Source organism: Anabaena sp. UHCC 0187 (assembly GCF_009712035.1).
Lineage (GTDB): Bacteria > Cyanobacteriota > Cyanobacteriia > Cyanobacteriales > Nostocaceae > Dolichospermum.
Map to the genome: position 1 here is coordinate 20,548 of NZ_VILB01000019.1, position 16,176 is coordinate 36,723.

The 16,176-nt window shown below is 39.7% G+C and carries 14 protein-coding genes; 6 read left to right on the forward strand and 8 right to left on the reverse strand.

The window, feature by feature from the left end:
* Window positions 1–232: 232 nt before the first annotated feature.
* Window positions 233–403 (reverse strand): chlorophyll a/b-binding protein, encoded by a 171-nt coding sequence (locus FJR11_RS19225; protein ID WP_039204547.1) that lies wholly within the window; start codon window positions 401–403, stop codon window positions 233–235.
* A gap of 248 nt (window positions 404–651) precedes the next feature.
* On the opposite strand from FJR11_RS19225, the gene ald reads away from it, so the two are divergent.
* Complete coding sequence (ald, locus tag FJR11_RS19230; RefSeq protein WP_168506606.1) at window positions 652–1,743, forward strand: alanine dehydrogenase; 1,092 nt, start codon at window positions 652–654, stop codon at window positions 1,741–1,743.
* An 87-nt stretch (window positions 1,744–1,830) separates the two neighbouring features.
* On the opposite strand, the gene FJR11_RS19235 is transcribed toward ald, so the two are convergent.
* Window positions 1,831–2,220 (reverse strand): MAPEG family protein, encoded by a 390-nt coding sequence (locus FJR11_RS19235; protein WP_168506608.1) that lies wholly within the window; start codon window positions 2,218–2,220, stop codon window positions 1,831–1,833.
* Between the two features lie 84 nt (window positions 2,221–2,304).
* Here FJR11_RS19235 and FJR11_RS19240 point away from each other — a divergent pair, with 84 nt between their 5' ends.
* Both FJR11_RS19240 and FJR11_RS19245 read left to right on the forward strand, forming a co-directional pair.
* Window positions 2,305–3,096: an ABC transporter ATP-binding protein gene (locus FJR11_RS19240; protein ID WP_168506610.1), complete on the forward strand. Its 792-nt coding sequence runs from the start codon at window positions 2,305–2,307 to the stop codon at window positions 3,094–3,096.
* A gap of 74 nt (window positions 3,097–3,170) precedes the next feature.
* On the forward strand, window positions 3,171–4,649 hold the full coding sequence (locus FJR11_RS19245; RefSeq protein WP_168506612.1) for an MlaD family protein: 1,479 nt from the start codon (window positions 3,171–3,173) through the stop codon (window positions 4,647–4,649).
* Here FJR11_RS19245 and FJR11_RS19250 read toward each other — a convergent pair.
* On the reverse strand, window positions 4,646–4,942 hold the full coding sequence (locus tag FJR11_RS19250; protein ID WP_168506614.1) for a DUF3288 family protein: 297 nt from the start codon (window positions 4,940–4,942) through the stop codon (window positions 4,646–4,648). The genes FJR11_RS19245 and FJR11_RS19250 overlap by 4 nt on opposite strands.
* Window positions 4,943–5,186: 244 nt before the next feature.
* Between FJR11_RS19250 and FJR11_RS19255 the strand changes: the two genes are divergently transcribed.
* Window positions 5,187–7,640 (forward strand): ATP-dependent Clp protease ATP-binding subunit, encoded by a 2,454-nt coding sequence (locus tag FJR11_RS19255; RefSeq protein ID WP_168506616.1) that lies wholly within the window; start codon window positions 5,187–5,189, stop codon window positions 7,638–7,640.
* A gap of 268 nt (window positions 7,641–7,908) precedes the next feature.
* On the opposite strand, the gene FJR11_RS19260 is transcribed toward FJR11_RS19255, so the two are convergent.
* Window positions 7,909–8,730 (reverse strand): KilA-N domain-containing protein, encoded by an 822-nt coding sequence (locus FJR11_RS19260; protein WP_168506618.1) that lies wholly within the window; start codon window positions 8,728–8,730, stop codon window positions 7,909–7,911.
* 506 nt (window positions 8,731–9,236) lie between these two features.
* On the opposite strand from FJR11_RS19260, the gene FJR11_RS19265 reads away from it, so the two are divergent.
* Window positions 9,237–9,845, forward strand: coding sequence for a hypothetical protein (locus FJR11_RS19265; RefSeq protein ID WP_168506620.1), 609 nt, complete (start codon window positions 9,237–9,239; stop codon window positions 9,843–9,845).
* Here the strand turns inward: FJR11_RS19265 and FJR11_RS19270 are convergent.
* Window positions 9,842–10,528 carry a J domain-containing protein gene (locus FJR11_RS19270; RefSeq protein WP_168506622.1) on the reverse strand — a complete coding sequence of 229 codons (687 nt, stop codon included), beginning with the start codon at window positions 10,526–10,528 and terminating at the stop codon, window positions 9,842–9,844. The genes FJR11_RS19265 and FJR11_RS19270 overlap by 4 nt on opposite strands.
* Before the next feature lie 299 nt (window positions 10,529–10,827).
* Between FJR11_RS19270 and FJR11_RS19275 the strand changes: the two genes are divergently transcribed.
* The gene (locus FJR11_RS19275) at window positions 10,828–11,652 is read left to right on the forward strand and encodes a hypothetical protein (protein WP_168506624.1); all 825 of its coding nucleotides are present in this window, start codon (window positions 10,828–10,830) and stop codon (window positions 11,650–11,652) included.
* A 102-nt stretch (window positions 11,653–11,754) separates the two neighbouring features.
* Here FJR11_RS19275 and cysK read toward each other — a convergent pair whose 3' ends face one another.
* The 3 genes from cysK to FJR11_RS19290 all read right to left on the reverse strand — a co-directional run bounded on the left by cysK (window position 11,755) and on the right by FJR11_RS19290 (window position 15,075).
* Window positions 11,755–12,717: a cysteine synthase A gene (gene cysK / locus FJR11_RS19280; protein WP_168506626.1), complete on the reverse strand. Its 963-nt coding sequence runs from the start codon at window positions 12,715–12,717 to the stop codon at window positions 11,755–11,757.
* Between the two features lie 17 nt (window positions 12,718–12,734).
* Window positions 12,735–13,172, reverse strand: coding sequence for an Rrf2 family transcriptional regulator (locus FJR11_RS19285; RefSeq protein WP_168506628.1), 438 nt, complete (start codon window positions 13,170–13,172; stop codon window positions 12,735–12,737).
* Between the two features lie 169 nt (window positions 13,173–13,341).
* Window positions 13,342–15,075 (reverse strand): iron uptake porin, encoded by a 1,734-nt coding sequence (locus FJR11_RS19290; protein WP_168506630.1) that lies wholly within the window; start codon window positions 15,073–15,075, stop codon window positions 13,342–13,344.
* Window positions 15,076–16,176 lie beyond the last annotated feature (1,101 nt).

A 16,176-nucleotide genomic window follows, 5' to 3' on the forward strand; every position in this document is an offset into this window, starting at 1 on the left:
GTAATTTCCTTTGGCAAAAAAGTGAGTACGGTAATTAACACCAAGGGCGATAATTGCTTTTAGGATCATCACAGTTATTCCTATTGTATAGGAATCACGCACTAAGTTGATTTGGGGCAACAGAGTGTTAGGACACAAATAAAACTAAAACTAATGTAGAGACGTTCCATGGAACATCTCTACACATAAACTTATACCTGAGAATGGCTATCAGCAACGCCAAATTATCAATCTACTTTAAACCGAGCCATGCAAGTACACCTTGATTGGTAGCGTATTCAATCACTACCATTAAAATAAAGCCAATCATAGCGGCTCTACCATTTAAACGCTCGGCATATTCATTAAAGCCAAACTTGGGTTCTTCTAATTTTGGGGTAATAGTTGGTTGTTGTTGTGTCATAATCAGTGATTCCTTTCTTGATAATTGGCAAACAAAAATTTACAGGGATTTTTCAAGTAAATTGCTGGGGATGGTGATCCGTACTTAACAATTTTTAATTATTCTTTATCTATTGTAAGAAAACTAGCGGATTAGTCAAGATATAGGGTGAGAGACTAAAAATTTTGCATTTTGAATTACTGAATACGGAAATAGTAAGATGTATACTGGCAGGCTAAAGTGAAACAATAAAATATAAGAGGCTGTCAATGGAAATTGGTGTTCCTAAAGAAACTAAAGATCAAGAATTTCGGGTAGGTTTAAGCCCTTCCAGTGTCCGGGTATTACGGGAAAATGGCAATAATATTTTTGTAGAAAGTGAAGCTGGTACTGGTGCGGGATTTACAGACGAAGATTACCGCAATGCTGGAGCAGAAATTGTCAATACCGCTGATGCTGCTTGGAATCGGGAATTAGTTGTTAAGGTGAAAGAGCCTTTGACAAGCGAGTATAAATTTTTGCAAAAAGAACAGTTGTTATTTACTTATTTACATTTAGCGGCCAATCGCCAATTAACAGAACATTTAATTGATTGTGGCATTTGTGCGATCGCTTATGAAACCGTAGAACAACCAGGAGCAAATAGACTCCCCTTACTCACCCCCATGAGTATTGTTGCTGGTCGGTTAGCCGTCCAATTTGGGGCAAGATTCTTAGAACGTCAACAAGGAGGAAGAGGGGTACTTTTAGGAGGTATACCCGGAGTCAAAGCCGGGAAAGTCGTAATTTTAGGTGGTGGTGTAGTCGGTACAGAAGCCGCCAAAATCGCCGTCGGTATGGGTGCAATGGTGCAAATATTAGATGTCAACGTGGAACGCCTATCTTACCTAGAAACCCTCTTTGGTTCGAGAGTAGAACTACTTTACAGCAACTCCGCCCATATTGAAGCCGCCGTTAAAGAAGCCGATTTACTCATTGGTGCAGTCTTAATTCCCGGCAAAAAAGCCCCGATTTTAGTATCTCGTGAATTAGTTAAACAAATGCGTCCTGGTTCAGTGATTGTTGATGTTGCTGTAGATCAAGGTGGCTGCGTGGAAACATTACACCCCACATCTCACACTAAGCCAGTATACATTGACGAGGGAGTCGTACATTATGGCGTTCCTAATATGCCAGGAGCAGTACCTTGGACATCAACACAAGCCCTTAACAATAGTACCTTACCCTATACTGTCCAGTTAGCCAAACTAGGTATTAAAGCCTTAGATATTAACCCAGCCTTAGCAAAAGGTTTAAATGTCCAAAATCATCGTCTTGTACATCCTGCTGTCCAAGAAGTTTTCCCCGATTTAGTTGGGTAGGTAATGGGTGATTGGTGATTGGTGATTGGGAATTGGGAATTGGGAATTGATAAAATTCAACCCAGTCCCCAGTCCCCAGTCCCCAGACTACTTCACCATAGATAAAATAATCCCCACCAGCGAACCAAGAATTAGCACGATACTACTCAAAGAACTAATTGCAAAACCTGGACCGCGTTTTTCTGCGGCTATATAATATCCCCAAGCATAGGCAATTCTTCCCACTACCCAAGCTGCACCGAGGGCAGAACCCCAAATAGGACTAACGTAAATAGAAAATAACCATAAAGCCGGGATAAATAAAGCCAGTTGTTCCAAGGTGTTTTGCTGCACCCTTAGCACTCGCTCAAAATCGAGGTTTCCGGTAGTTTGCGGGACAGGGACTTGATATTTAAATCTAGCTCTACCAACATTAATTGTCACTACAAAATATAGTATAAGTGCGGAAACAGTTACTAAACTAGGATAAGGAGACATAAACTCTAGTAAAATTAGAAATTGGCTGGATTTACAAAAATATTATAGGTTACAGGTGATAGCTGAATCAATTACCAACTAGCAATGACAGAACTATTAGAACCATTAATTGAATTAAGAGGTATTTCTAAAACTTTTGGCAACAACAAAGTTTTAGATCAAATAGATTTGAAGATATACCGAGGACAAGCATTAGGAATTATTGGCCCTTCGGGTACTGGTAAATCAACGGTTTTGCGGATTATAGCCGGATTATTAAAACCCGACGAGGGAGAAATTTATATTCAAGGAGTCCGCAGAGAAGGTTTAATAGAAGATGCTGCTGATCCTGTGGGGATTGGGATGGTATTTCAGCAAGCGGCCTTATTTGACTCCTTGACAGTAGAAGAAAATATCGGATTTCTACTTTATCAAAATTCTCGATTAAAGCGATCGCACATTCGGGAATTAGTCAATGAAAAATTAGAAATGGTAGGTTTAGCTGATATTAGTCATCTTTACCCGTCGGAACTTTCGGGAGGAATGCGAAAAAGAGTCAGCTTTGCGCGAGCGATTATGTCTAATCCTCAGCGTCCCACAGATAGCCCAGAGGTTCTATTGTACGATGAACCGACCGCTGGACTAGATCCCATAGCCTCCACGGTAATTGAGGACTTAATCCGCAGTTTACAACATACCCAAGGAGTCTGTAGTACATACTCAATTGTCACTCACCAAGAAAGTACCATTCGCCGTACCTGCGACCAAATTGTATTTCTTTATCAAGGAAAAGTGCAATGGCAAGGTACAGTAGTTGCCTTGGATCACACCGAAAATCCTTTGATTAGACAATTTATGAGTGGAAGTGTACATGGACCGATTCAAGTAGCAGGTTAAGCACCAAATCAAAGAAAATTACTAAGTTTAATTTTATGGCTTATGTTACGCTAACGTTATCCGTGGAGGAATAAATGCGAGGTCTAATTAGCAGTTTCACGTCTGCACGCACATGGAGAGAAGGTTCTGTAGGATTGTTGCTCCTGCTAGGGTTAGGCGCATTTGGAGTAATTTTGCTGTGGTTAAATAGAATCACCCCTGGACAAAGTTCCTATAAAGCAATTATTGAATTTGCTAACGCTGGGGGAATGCAAAAGGGTTCAGCAGTGCGTTTTCGGGGTGTGAAAGTGGGGACTATTACCAATGTTCAAGCCGGAGCAAATGCTGTTGATGTCGAAATTCAAATTAACTCACCTGATTTAAAGATTCCCAGTAATTCGGTAATTGAAGCCAATCAAAGTGGATTAATTAGCGAAAACATTATTGATATTACGCCAAAAGCGGATTTACCTCCTGGGAGTGTGTCCGCTAAACCCCTAGATAAAGACTGCAACCCCAGTTTGATTATTTGTAATGGTTCTCGCTTAAAAGGTGCAATTGGTATCAGTGTTGATGAAATGATTCGTCAATCAGCAGCTTTTGCGGCTCAATATAGTAACGAAAAATTTTATAAAAATATTAATCGCACTTTAGAAACCTCGGCTAATGCTGCTGCTAATATTGCCGATTTGACTAAGGATTTACAAGGTTTAAGCAAAACCTTCAAAGGACAAATAGGTATATTTTCTGGTACGGCGGTGACATTACAACGCTCTACAAACAAGCTAACTGCAACCACAGCTAAAACAGCAGATCAATTAGGGACAACAGCCAAGGACTTTAGTGTCACAGCCAAACAAGCAAGCCGCTTATTGACAAATTTAGATAATCTCGTCAGTACCAATCGTTCCTCTTTAGTCGGTACGTTGAATAGTATGACGGAAACTAGTAACCAACTCCGTCAAACAGTTACAAGTTTATCACCTGCAATTAACCGCTTAACCCAAGGGCAATTATTAAACAATCTAGAAACCCTGTCTGCAAATGCAGCCGAAGCTTCTGCGAATTTAAAAGATGCTTCTAAAACTTTAAATGATCCAAAAAACATTGTCTTACTACAACAAACTTTAGATTCAGCGAGAGCAACCTTTGAAAATACCCAAAAAATTACCGCTGATTTAGATGAATTAACAGGTGATCCTAAGTTCCGCCAAAATCTACTGCGATTGGTAAATGGTTTAAGTAAATTAGTTTCTTCTAGCAAGGATATAGAGGAACAAGCCAAGGTAGCTATGACTTTGGATTCTCTCAAAGCTGCTACTAATCAATCAAAGGTAGTAATTACCGCACCTATTCCCCAAAAACAAGCATTGGTAGTTGAGCGAAGTCGAAACTTAGTCATAAATCCCGAACCTAAAATAGTGGAGAAGGTAGAGAAAATCCCCCAAACAGTCCCAGAAACACCCAATTCATCCCAAGAACAACTCCTACAGCAACTCCGAAATTATCGAGAACTGGGGACAGATAATCTTTCCCCAGTCCCCAGTCCCCAGTCCCCAGTCCCCAGTCCCTAATTCCAATCCTGCTCATCTTTTTTACCGCGACTTTTGTAAATTCCGCCTAGATCATGAAGTTGACGGGTTTTTGCAAATAATTCAGTCTCCGTTAAACCCCAGCGTTGCAAAACTTTATCTAAGTTGCTTTGGATGTCTCGCGCTCCCGGAAAACCTTGATAGCGAATTTTTAGTCTAGCCAATTCTGATAAATTGTAATCTGTTGCGTCCTGAGAGAGTAAAATATCAATAAGGGGGCGATCGCGGTTGTAGAGTGGATGTTGTTGGTCTTTACCGCCGGAAGATTCTATCATAATTAATACCCGTATGAAGTTAGCAATAAATCAACAACTCAAGAGCAAAAAATCTCTATCATTGCTAATTATCCACCATTATCTGGTGAATGACGGCAACTACGCCTTGTCACTTACGGCTGTCACTACTGCCATTTAGCTTTAAATAAAGATACATTATCTTTAAGAAAATACAAGAAACTTAAGATGAGGGTGAAATAATATCTCACCCAAAGTCCAAGCAGCACGAGGGAAAGAACCCGCTATGTTTGAACACTTCACTTCCGAAGCCATTAGGGTAATCATGTTAGCCCAGGAGGAAGCACGACGACTGGGACACAACTTTGTAGGAACAGAACAAATTCTCCTGGGTCTAATGGGAGAAGGAACAGGTGTTGCTGCTAAGGTGCTGGCTGAGTTGGGTGTTACCCTGAAAGAAGCCCGTCGGGAAGTAGAAAAAATAATTGGCCGGGGTTCTGGGTTTGTCCCACCGGAAATTCCTTTTACCCCCAAAGTAAAAAGCCTGTTTGAGCAATCTTTCCGAGAAGCTCACGGTCTTGGACATAATTACATAAACACTGAACACTTATTATTAGGTTTAACTGAGGCTGGGGAAGGAGTCGCCGCCAAAGTATTACAAAATCTAGGAGTGGATTTACCAGTTATCCGTTCGGCTGTAATGAGCCGTTTGGGTGAAGATACAACCGTTGTCGCTGGTGGTAGGGGTAATAATTCCCAGCGCAATCAAAATCTATCTATAGAGGAGTTTGGCAGAAATCTCACCAAACTGGCTCAGGATGGCAGACTAGACCCCGTAGTCGGTCGCCAGAAGGAAATTGAAAGAACTGTGCAAATTCTCGGTCGTAGAACCAAAAATAACCCGGTTTTGATTGGAGAACCAGGGGTTGGTAAGACTGCGATCGCTGAAGGTTTAGCGCAACGCATTGTCAATCAAGACGTTCCCGAAATTTTACTTGATAAACAAGTAATTAGCCTCGATATGGGGTCTGTGGTGGCGGGAACTCGCTTCCGGGGTGATTTTGAGGAACGCCTCAAGAAAATCATGGAGGAAGTCCGCATCGCCGGTAACATCATCTTAGTCATTGATGAAATTCATACCTTAGTGGGTGCAGGTGGCACAGAAGGCGGTTTAGATGCAGCTAATATCCTCAAACCGGCTCTAGCACGGGGTGAACTCCAGTGCATTGGTGCTACTACCTTAGATGAATATCGTCAGCACATTGAGCGTGATGCGGCTCTAGAGCGGCGTTTCCAGCCAATTTTGGTGGGAGAACCATCGGTAGCAGAAACTATTGATATTCTCTATGGTTTACGCGGTGCTTATGAACAGCACCATAGAGTCAATATTACTGATGAAGCAGTAATTGCGGCGGCTGAATTGGCAGATCGTTATATTAGCGATCGCTTCCTACCAGACAAAGCCATTGACTTGATTGATGAAGCTGGTTCTCGCGTGCGCTTACGTCACTCCCACATTGCGAATAACAAAGAACTCAAACGGGAATTAACCACCGCTACCAAAGCCAAATCTGAAGCCATTAGAGTTCAAGATTTTAGCAAAGCTGGTAAATTGCGGATACAAGAATTAGAACTGCAAACCAGACTTGATTTAGAAGAAAATCTGGAAACTGTCAACGCTCCCCTTGTCAATGAAGAAGACATTGCTCAAATTGTCGCTTCCTGGACGGGTGTTCCCGTTAACAAACTGACTGAATCTGAATCAGAGTTACTGTTACATCTTGAAGACACTTTACATACAAGATTGATCGGACAAGAACAAGCAGTTACATCGGTTTCTCGCGCTATTCGTCGCGCCCGTGTCGGCTTAAAAAGTCCTAATCGTCCCATTGCTAGTTTTATCTTCTCTGGTCCAACTGGTGTCGGGAAAACTGAATTAGCTAAGGCTTTAGCGTCTTACTTCTTTGGTGATGAAGAATCAATGGTGCGTTTGGATATGTCCGAATACATGGAAAGCCACAACGTTTCCAAGTTGATTGGTTCACCTCCAGGTTATGTAGGATACGACGAAGGCGGACAATTAACGGAAGCTGTGCGGCGCAAACCTTACACAGTGTTGCTATTCGACGAAATCGAAAAAGCGCACCCCGATGTGTTCAATATGCTACTGCAAATCTTGGATGACGGTCATCTTACGGATGCGAAAGGTCGGAAAGTAGATTTCAAGAATACATTAATTATCTTGACTTCTAATATCGGTTCTAAGGTCATTGAAAAGGGTGGTAGCAGCTTAGGGTTTGAATTTGATAATGCAGCAGAAGCTAGTTATCATCGGATTCGTAACTTGGTTAACGAAGAACTCAAAGCATATTTCCGTCCCGAATTCCTCAACCGTGTTGATGATATTATCGTCTTCACTCAACTCAACAAAGATGAAGTCAAGCAAATTGCTGAAATCATGCTGCGTGATGTTGCTAGTCGTCTCAAAGATAAGGACATGACTTTAGAAGTGACTGAAGCTTTTAAAGAGAAGGTTGTCCAAGAAGGCTATGATCCTAGCTACGGTGCTAGACCATTACGCCGCGCTATTGTCCGTCTTTTGGAAGATTCTTTGGTTGAAGCGATCTTATCTGGGGAAATAGCAAATGGAGATAAGGCTATTGTGGATGTTGATGATGATGGCCAGGTAAAGGTTAGAAAGTCGGAAACTCGTGAGTTGTTATTAACTAATGTTGGTTAATTACGGATTCCTACAATATCGGTAATTTATTTGGTGGGTGACTTTATTGTTAACCCACCATTTTTTATGGGTTTTTACGGAAGAATATGGATTAAATGAACCACGAAGAAGCGAAGAACACGAAGGAAGAAGGAAGAAGAAATAGGTAATCTTATACTATGAGTATGGTAGGTTGGGTTGAGGAACGAAACCCAACATTATCAAAGATTTTGTTGGGTTTCGCTGTCGCTCAACCCAACCTACATTTCCTTAACCGACAAGTATTGGATTAGCTACTTTCTTTAAGTCTTCTATTAACTGGTTTAACTTCATAACCAATAGCTTGTGAAATTAGCTTACATTCTTCAGCAGAAACATATTTTCTAACATAAGTGGGAAACTTATCAGGAATATAAGTATCTTGTAGCCATTGGTGAAATTTGCCTAATAATTCAAAAGGATAAATCTTTACAAATTGTAAATCTCTATTATCTGGATAGTAATGAGGATATTGTTCTAAACTAGAGGTATCATAATTTTCTTCTTCTCTGAGCCAATCACACCATGTCCTTCCTACTGAAATATCAATAGTTGCTCTATCATGTAAAGCTACTCCTTTAGCTTCTAAGTTTCTCATTAATTTACATATTTCCTCAAAAATACACCATGTTCCATTCGGTAATTTTGTTTTTTGCTCAAACAGCTTTAAACGTTCATACCAAACACGCTGGTAAGGATGTAAAATTGCGGGTTCTGAAGTAGTAGGAGTTTGACCAATTAAAAGCCATTGCTCCACCCATTCAGATACCATCATTTCAAATTCAGGTGAGAGCCACATGGCAAAAGAAACAGCAAGTTTGGGATGAATCCAAATCTCTTTATTTCTACCTTCTTCCCTTTTTTGTACTAGGTCATAAATTTCAATCCCCGTCTTGTTTTGTAGTAGGTTTAAGAATTGATGAGTTCTATCTTTTTCAAACCAATCATTTGGATTTCTCTTCTTTTGAGTTTGTATCTCATATGCTTTCGTTAATTTAGTTGCACTAATATAACCGTCAGTTTTGCGCTGACTAACAATTAATTCACCAACTCGATGTTCAATGTATTCCATATCATTAGATTCCTTACTTTGGCTTATCTAACCACAAATAGTTTTTTTACTAACATCTGCTTTATTGCTTGATGTAGCAACTTATATACCCATTAACATAATAATCATATACAAACGTAGTTGTAAATACTTTCCTAGTTTATTTTTATTGCTAAGTAGATAATTGCTGTAACAAAACTTCAGTAAACCGCTAAATACTAACTCTATGGGGTACGGAATGTGGAGTACAAGCAAGCTACAACCCAACCGTATATCTGAGAAGATGTACTTTTAAGTACAAAATGTATAATTTATCATCCAAACATATTTGTTATAACTAATTAAACGAACATGATATTACGCTATCATGATTTTTAGTTGGCTCTGATACGGCATTTCTATTACCATTAATAGATAATAATTAAATCTTCAATTCATCTTGATTACCATCTGACACAAAATTAACAATTAGTTTGATAACTAATGACTAATAATCCATGACTAATGACTAATTAGGTTTTGTTCTGATGTCAAATATTTACAATACCCAAGAGTTAATTCAGATTTTGGCAACCGAACGCCAAGCTTGCTTAAAAGGTGAACGTTTAAAGTTAGATGTAACTGTTTCTGGTAATCCATTGATAGACCAGTTTGTCAGAACCGACGGACTGCAAAGATTCACGGCTTACCAAGACTTTAAAACCTCTATTCATGAATATCAACAAGAAAATCAAGTTTCTGGAATTATCTGGAAAGATATTACCGTTAAAGGGAAAAATCTGCATTATCCAGAAATTGATCCCGAATTAATTGCTTTAGAAACTGATTTAGAAATCTTGAAATCTGCCAAAAATTCAATTTTAGAATTTTGGTACACAACAACAGTAGAAATGGATTTGTATTTAAGTTTTAGTAATGGTAAACAACATCAACAAGTTATCAAAGTAGATGTTGAGAGAATTACCCAAAGAACAGAATGGGCAACTTTATTAAAATGGGAAAACCCGAATTTTTTAGAAATTATTTTGCAATTAGGTTGGGGACAACCACAAGAAGCCGCTTATAAACGGGGGAGACCACTTGCAGGTAGTGAATTTATTCATGCGGTCAATCCGGGCTGTTATCCTATCGGTTAAACCGACTCTTGCGCTTCCCGATACAATCTTTTAGCTATCCGAAATAATTCTTGGCCTGTGTGCAAATAGCGTTCATCATAGTTCAACGGGAAGTAGGCTAACTCTTCTATTCCGTCTCCCACTTGACTCATACAGTAGTAAATATGCGCTGCTGCTGGTGCAAAACTAGCAGGATTGGGCAAAGAACGAAACTTAATTTGCGCGTCTCTCAAGTCTTCTCGACAGGATTCTAAATAATCTTGAAATTCCTCTAAAAGATCATCATCAAAAGGATCTGCGGCTAATTCCTCAATTTGTGCTTCTAAAGAATTGAGAATTGTACAAAGTATCCGATTTACTGGTTTATAAACTAAACGTAACCATTCCTCAACGTTCTCATCAACATCTTTTCTAGTTTTCCTAGTTGCTTTGTAATGCTGTTGGGCAGATTCTGTACGTTTTTGGCGAACTTGATGGAATTGTTCCTTGCTGTGACGGAGTTTTTCATCATAATTCAGGCGACTTTTACTGTCACTCAACACCTCATAGGCAGCATTAACACGAATAATTTGCTCATTATCAGTTATTTCTTGATTACTATCAGGATGAAAAATTTTCACCAAGCGGCGATAAGCTTGTTTAATCTCCGCTTGACTAGCATGGGTACTAATTTTTAGGGTATCGTAGTGATTAAAATCGGACATGAATCCAATAGATTGTTAACTGCTAATGATAGAACGACCAATAAATAGTAATTTCCAGGAATATGCCGAACAAAGTTTTAATAACCTAACGACGGCCATAGTCAGAAATTACAATTAATAACTTACCATGTTGGCAGCGTAAACCAGGCAAATTAACTCGACCTCCCAGATCCAATGACGAGCGGACAGCTTTTTCCCTGGAGTTGACAGGAGAATTAGCTTAAAGTTATTCTAGATCATAAAAAAATATCGAAATCGGGTTTTTGCTTTTTCATAATTATCAAGTCTAACTCACCCTAATGTCAGCTAAAGATAAAACTAACATAAAAGAACATCAAGTGTTAAATATTAAGCAAGATTTTGCCCTTGTTTTAACAGCCAGTATTGATATCAAGGGGATGCCCAAAGCTTATCCTACTGTAGCAGAACAGCGACAAGAAGATTATTATAATAGTCTTAAATACTATGTCAATAATCACCCGCAAATCCAGAAAATTATATTTATTGAAAATTCAGGATGGAGTCTTGATAAAGTCAAGAAAGCTGTTACTGATAATCCTTATGATAAAAAGGTTGAATTTATTTCCTTAAATAATAATGATTTTCCGAGAAAGTTTGGCAAAGGATATGGAGAGTGTTTATTAATAGAAAAAGGATTAGAAAAATCTAGTTTAATTAATACAGTTACCCATTTTGCTAAAGTCACGGGTCGAATTTATTTAAAAAATATGACACAAATATTAGAAAATACAAAAGAAGATTATGAGTGTTTATGTGATTATAAGGATCAGGGTTGGAGAATTAGAAGATTATGGGGAGAAAAAAACGTAACCGCCCATTGTGATACCCGGTTTTTGGTTTTTACTCAGGAATTTTATCATCAGAATATTAAACCTCTCCATCAACAACATGAACAGGGGTCTTTTCGTATTGAAACTCAATTTTATCAAGCTATTAAAAGTTTAGAAGGACAACAAAAAATAATTTCTCGTTTTGGTATTGAGCCTGATTTTCAAGGAATCGCTGGTCATTTTGGTGGTAAAAACTATAGCAGTAAAAAGGAGAGAGCAAAGTTTATGATTCGTTCATGGACTCGGAGATTAATCCCAAGTTTACATCTTTAAATCCCAACTCTTGATTGTTATTTTTGATTTAATTGATCTAAATAACGATGCTGCTTTGGCTAGGTATATTCTAGAAATATCTGGAATATACCAAGGTTTTAACTAAGTGACACTAGTTGTTGTCTTGGCTTCTAATTCTTGGAATAAAGGTGTACTTAAATATCTCTCGCCGAAACTAGGCTGAATCATCACAATTAAGCGTCCCTGATTTTCTGGACGTTGGGCGACACGAACCGCCGCACACAGGGCTGCACCGCTGGAAATGCCTGATAGTAAACCTTCCTCCCTCGCTAATTTGCGACTAAAGGCGATCGCCTCCTCATCAGTAACCGTAATTACCTCATCAATCAATTCTACCTTTAATACTTGAGGAATAAAACCCGCCCCAATGCCTTGAATTTTGTGAGGGCCTGGTTTACCACCAGATAATATGGGACTATTAGCTGGTTCTACAGCGATCGCTTGAAAACTGGGTTTCCGTGCTTTCAGCACTTCTGCAACCCCAGTAATTGTCCCCCCTGTCCCCACTCCTGCCACAATCATATCTACCAGTCCATCGGTATCTGACCAAATTTCCTCAGCGGTAGTTTCCCGATGAATTTGAGCATTGGCCGGGTTGCGGAACTGCTGCAACATATAGGAGTATGGCGTTCTATCCACTATGTCTTGCGCCCGACGAATCGCCCCACTCATCCCCTCAATCCCTGGTGTGAGTTCTAATTCTGCCCCATAAGCCCTTAACATCGCCCGTCGTTCCGCGCTCATGGTTTCCGGCATTGTTAAAATTAATTTATACCCCTTAGCCGCTGCGGCCATTGCCAAAGCAATTCCGGTATTTCCCGATGTTGGTTCTACCAAAATTGTCTTACCAGGGGCAATTAATCCTTCTGTCTCAGCCGCAGTAATCATACTTACCCCAATGCGGTCTTTTACCGATGCTGAGGGGTTCATACTTTCCAATTTCACGAGAATTGTAGCCACACAACCTAATTCTTGAGAAATCCGGTTTAACTTAACTAAAGGTGTCCGTCCCACCAACTCCGTAATATTTTCAACAATCCGCATGATAAGTTTTTATGCCTTCAAATGTAATACATGATATCCAACTGCTTCCGGGAATCCCGTTTTTCACAAAGATCCTGAAGCGAATAGTTTTGTAACACTGAATTTGCCGCCTGACGTGCTTCTTGCCAAATTTCTGACACCACAGAATTGTCTAAACTTGTGGGGTTAGTATTTTGCTCACTAGTCTGCACATCTAAACCTTCCAAACATTCTAAAATATCAAAGATACTAATTTTCCGAGGTTCTCGCGCCAATAAATAACCGCCTTTTGAACCCCGTTGACTTTTAACTATACCCCCACGCCGCAAAGTTGCTAACAGTTGTTCTAAATAACGATCAGGTATCTTTTGTTGCGTCGCTATTTGCCGAATTTGCATCGGTTCACCGTTTTCATAATGAGTAGCCATTTCTAATAACGCCAAAATTGCGTATTCAGATTTACACGATAGTTCCACAAGCAGTAATCCAAGATGAAAGTTGAAGTATGAAGATGAGCAAAACCTGACAGTTCATCTCTTATCCAGTATACTCCGGTTCTTAACTGGGGTTTTTCTGCCCACAAAAAAACCCCGCCTCATGGCAGGGTAAAATAACGTTTCAACTTATCAACCGACTTTTAACAGTCTAGAAGCTGAAAGTAGTTCTGAGTGTACCGATAAAGGCATCACTACTGTTAGTAGCTTGTCCAGGAGATGTAACCCAGATAACTCCAGGAGTTACAGAGATATTTTCGGAAACGCGATACTTATAGAAGCCTTCAACTTGGTATGGTGTTTCGCCAGCACCAGCACCTAGTGAATAGGGTTGAGCGCCACCAAAGATACCCAAGACGTTACCTTTTCTACCAAAGTCAGGTAAAGCTAAACCAACACCATAGCTCCAAGCTTCTTTATCATCATTAGCACCAAAGCCTGTAACATCGTGGTAGGAAACGAAACCACTTACAGACAGTCTTTCGCTAGGCTTGAAGGCTGCGGAAATACCGTAGGAGTTACTGGAAGAGGCGCTGGCTGCCAGTGTTGTCCTGTCCACACCTAAACTATTAGCTTGTGAACTACCTACTAAAGCAGTACCACCATTAATTCCGGAATCAAATAAGGTGCTACCAGCTTTATGATAACCATGCACATAGGTTGCAGCTAAAGCAACGCGATTACCAACGTTAAAGTTTAACTGACCTAAAGCTGCATAGTTACCATCGAACAAGCCATTACTTGGGCTAGGATCATTAGCATTGGAAGCTAAGTAACCTAATGTGATGGAACTTGGTTTCAAGAAACTATCACCAGGTTTACCAAAAGGTACATTCAATGCAATCCCTGAACCACCACCAATCCGGTAAATGGGGTTTTCAGATGCAAAAGTTGTTAAAGCACCCTTACCACCATCGGTTTTATCAAAGAAGTAGGGGTTGTTAACAGCCGCATAATCGCTATGTTGACCACCACTGGCTGCAAGATAAACTCTTGCAGGACCAACAGGAGCTTCATAGGTTAATTTGTCAATTCTAACGCTGTTAGCACCAGTGCTACCGACTTCAAATGTTTGCTTACCGATTCCAGCAGCAGCAATAGAATTACCATCAGGAGGAGTATTATCTCGGAAATCAAAGCCTGTAGCATTACCAGCAGCCAGACGGGTTGTTAACATATCCCTACCTGTAAAGCTGGTTTCCAAGCCTAGACGAACTCTGTCTTGGAATACTGCACGGTTAGCTTTACCTGTCTCATTACCAAAAGTATCAGTGACAGCAAAAATAGCTTCACCTTTTAACTTAGTAGTAGTGGAGAATTGATTTGCTTCTAATTCAGCAGTGCGAGCTTCTAAAGCATCTACACGTCCACGTAAAGTGGCTAATTCTGCGGAAAATTCTTCTTGCAAACGCTGTAATGTTGCTAAATCCTGTTTTGTCACCATGTCAGCCGTTGCTGTGGCGATCAATTCGTTCACACGATCTAAACAAGAATTTAAACCAGCCGCAAATTCGTAACGGCTTAAAGCCCGATTACCGCGAAATGTGCCATTGGGATAACCTGCAATACAACCGTATCGCTCAACCAAAGACTGTAATGCTTGGAATGCCCAATCTGTAGGTTGAACATCAGAGAACTGAGAAACTGATGTTACCTGAGACAGGGAATCTTTATTTTCGTTGCTGTAGCGGTTAACTTGAGCTAAAACTTGAGCTTCTTTAGCCAATACTTCTGGCTTTTGGGAAACTTCTGTTGCAGAGGAAGTTTCTACTGATAATACTTCCTTGGTGGTAGTGGTCGCGGCTATCGCTGTTGACGATACTAACAACGCTGCTCCCAAAATTGCTGGGCTAACCACCAGGGATTTCCACAAGATATTAGACATTTTTCCTTTTCTCCTCACACCTTATATGGATAACTTGAGTTCGCTTAGGCTTATTGCTTAGAAGTGCGACATCTTGTTGAAACCTGTGTAATAGGCATGACTGCCAACTAGTTATTACAATCTTAGCTCTCACAAGAATAACAATTGATTAACTAATCGTTAAACTTCAATGCAATTAACTTATGCAAAAACTTCTACTCATATTTTCTGATTATATTATATTCGCTTCCAATAATCAAGATAAGATTTTTCGATTAAGTGATCGTCAATTTTTCTGGTAGTATATTGTCATTTATACTAAGTAGATTTAATTGTCTTAAACTTACATCAAACTATTCTCACCAAGATTCTTAGCGAACAGGCTTTAGCATGAAAAAACTTAGATAAGGCTTAAAAGATACTTTCAATCAAAACCTTTCTACATCATTTTTCTGGCACAAACCTATCACTGCGAATGATTCATGATTGGTGAAAAATGTTCCCCAATCATGATTTACCCGCCTAATAACTGTAATAAGATATCTAAAATAATATTTAGTGCTACTGGTCAAAAAAGTTTAAAATCTGACAATATAAGCTTTATTTCTTTCTGACTTCTTGCAAGAACTTATTAATTGTTAAATCAAAAACCATCCTTAAAAACTATCCGCCCTGATTTAGATCAGATAATCTAAGTCAGGGCGGTCTAGCGGGTCTTCAAGTTGCAACCAGACTGCCGGAAGGAACTCCGATGTCAAGCCTAGCTAGTTGAGCTAACTTAGTATCTCAAGAGAACTAAAGCTAACTTAGAGAACAGCCCCGGCGCACAGCCGGCTAACTGCAACTTGATGACCCATGCGTATACTACTTTCTATCATGGGCATCACCTCCTTATTGCCTAAACGGTCTTCGTTTCAAAAGGGGCAAAGCAAAATGCTTTGGGTTTGTAACCTAGGATTACTATAACACAACTGCAAAAATTTGCAATACCTTAATCTCAATTTCTGCCATTAAAAAACCCCCACCAATGAGGTGAAGGCTAATTAAACAAAGATAAATCTAGGAGCAATTCTAGAATTAGAGAGCGTTACCGCGAGGTAGCACTTCTTCAGGGAAGACAAA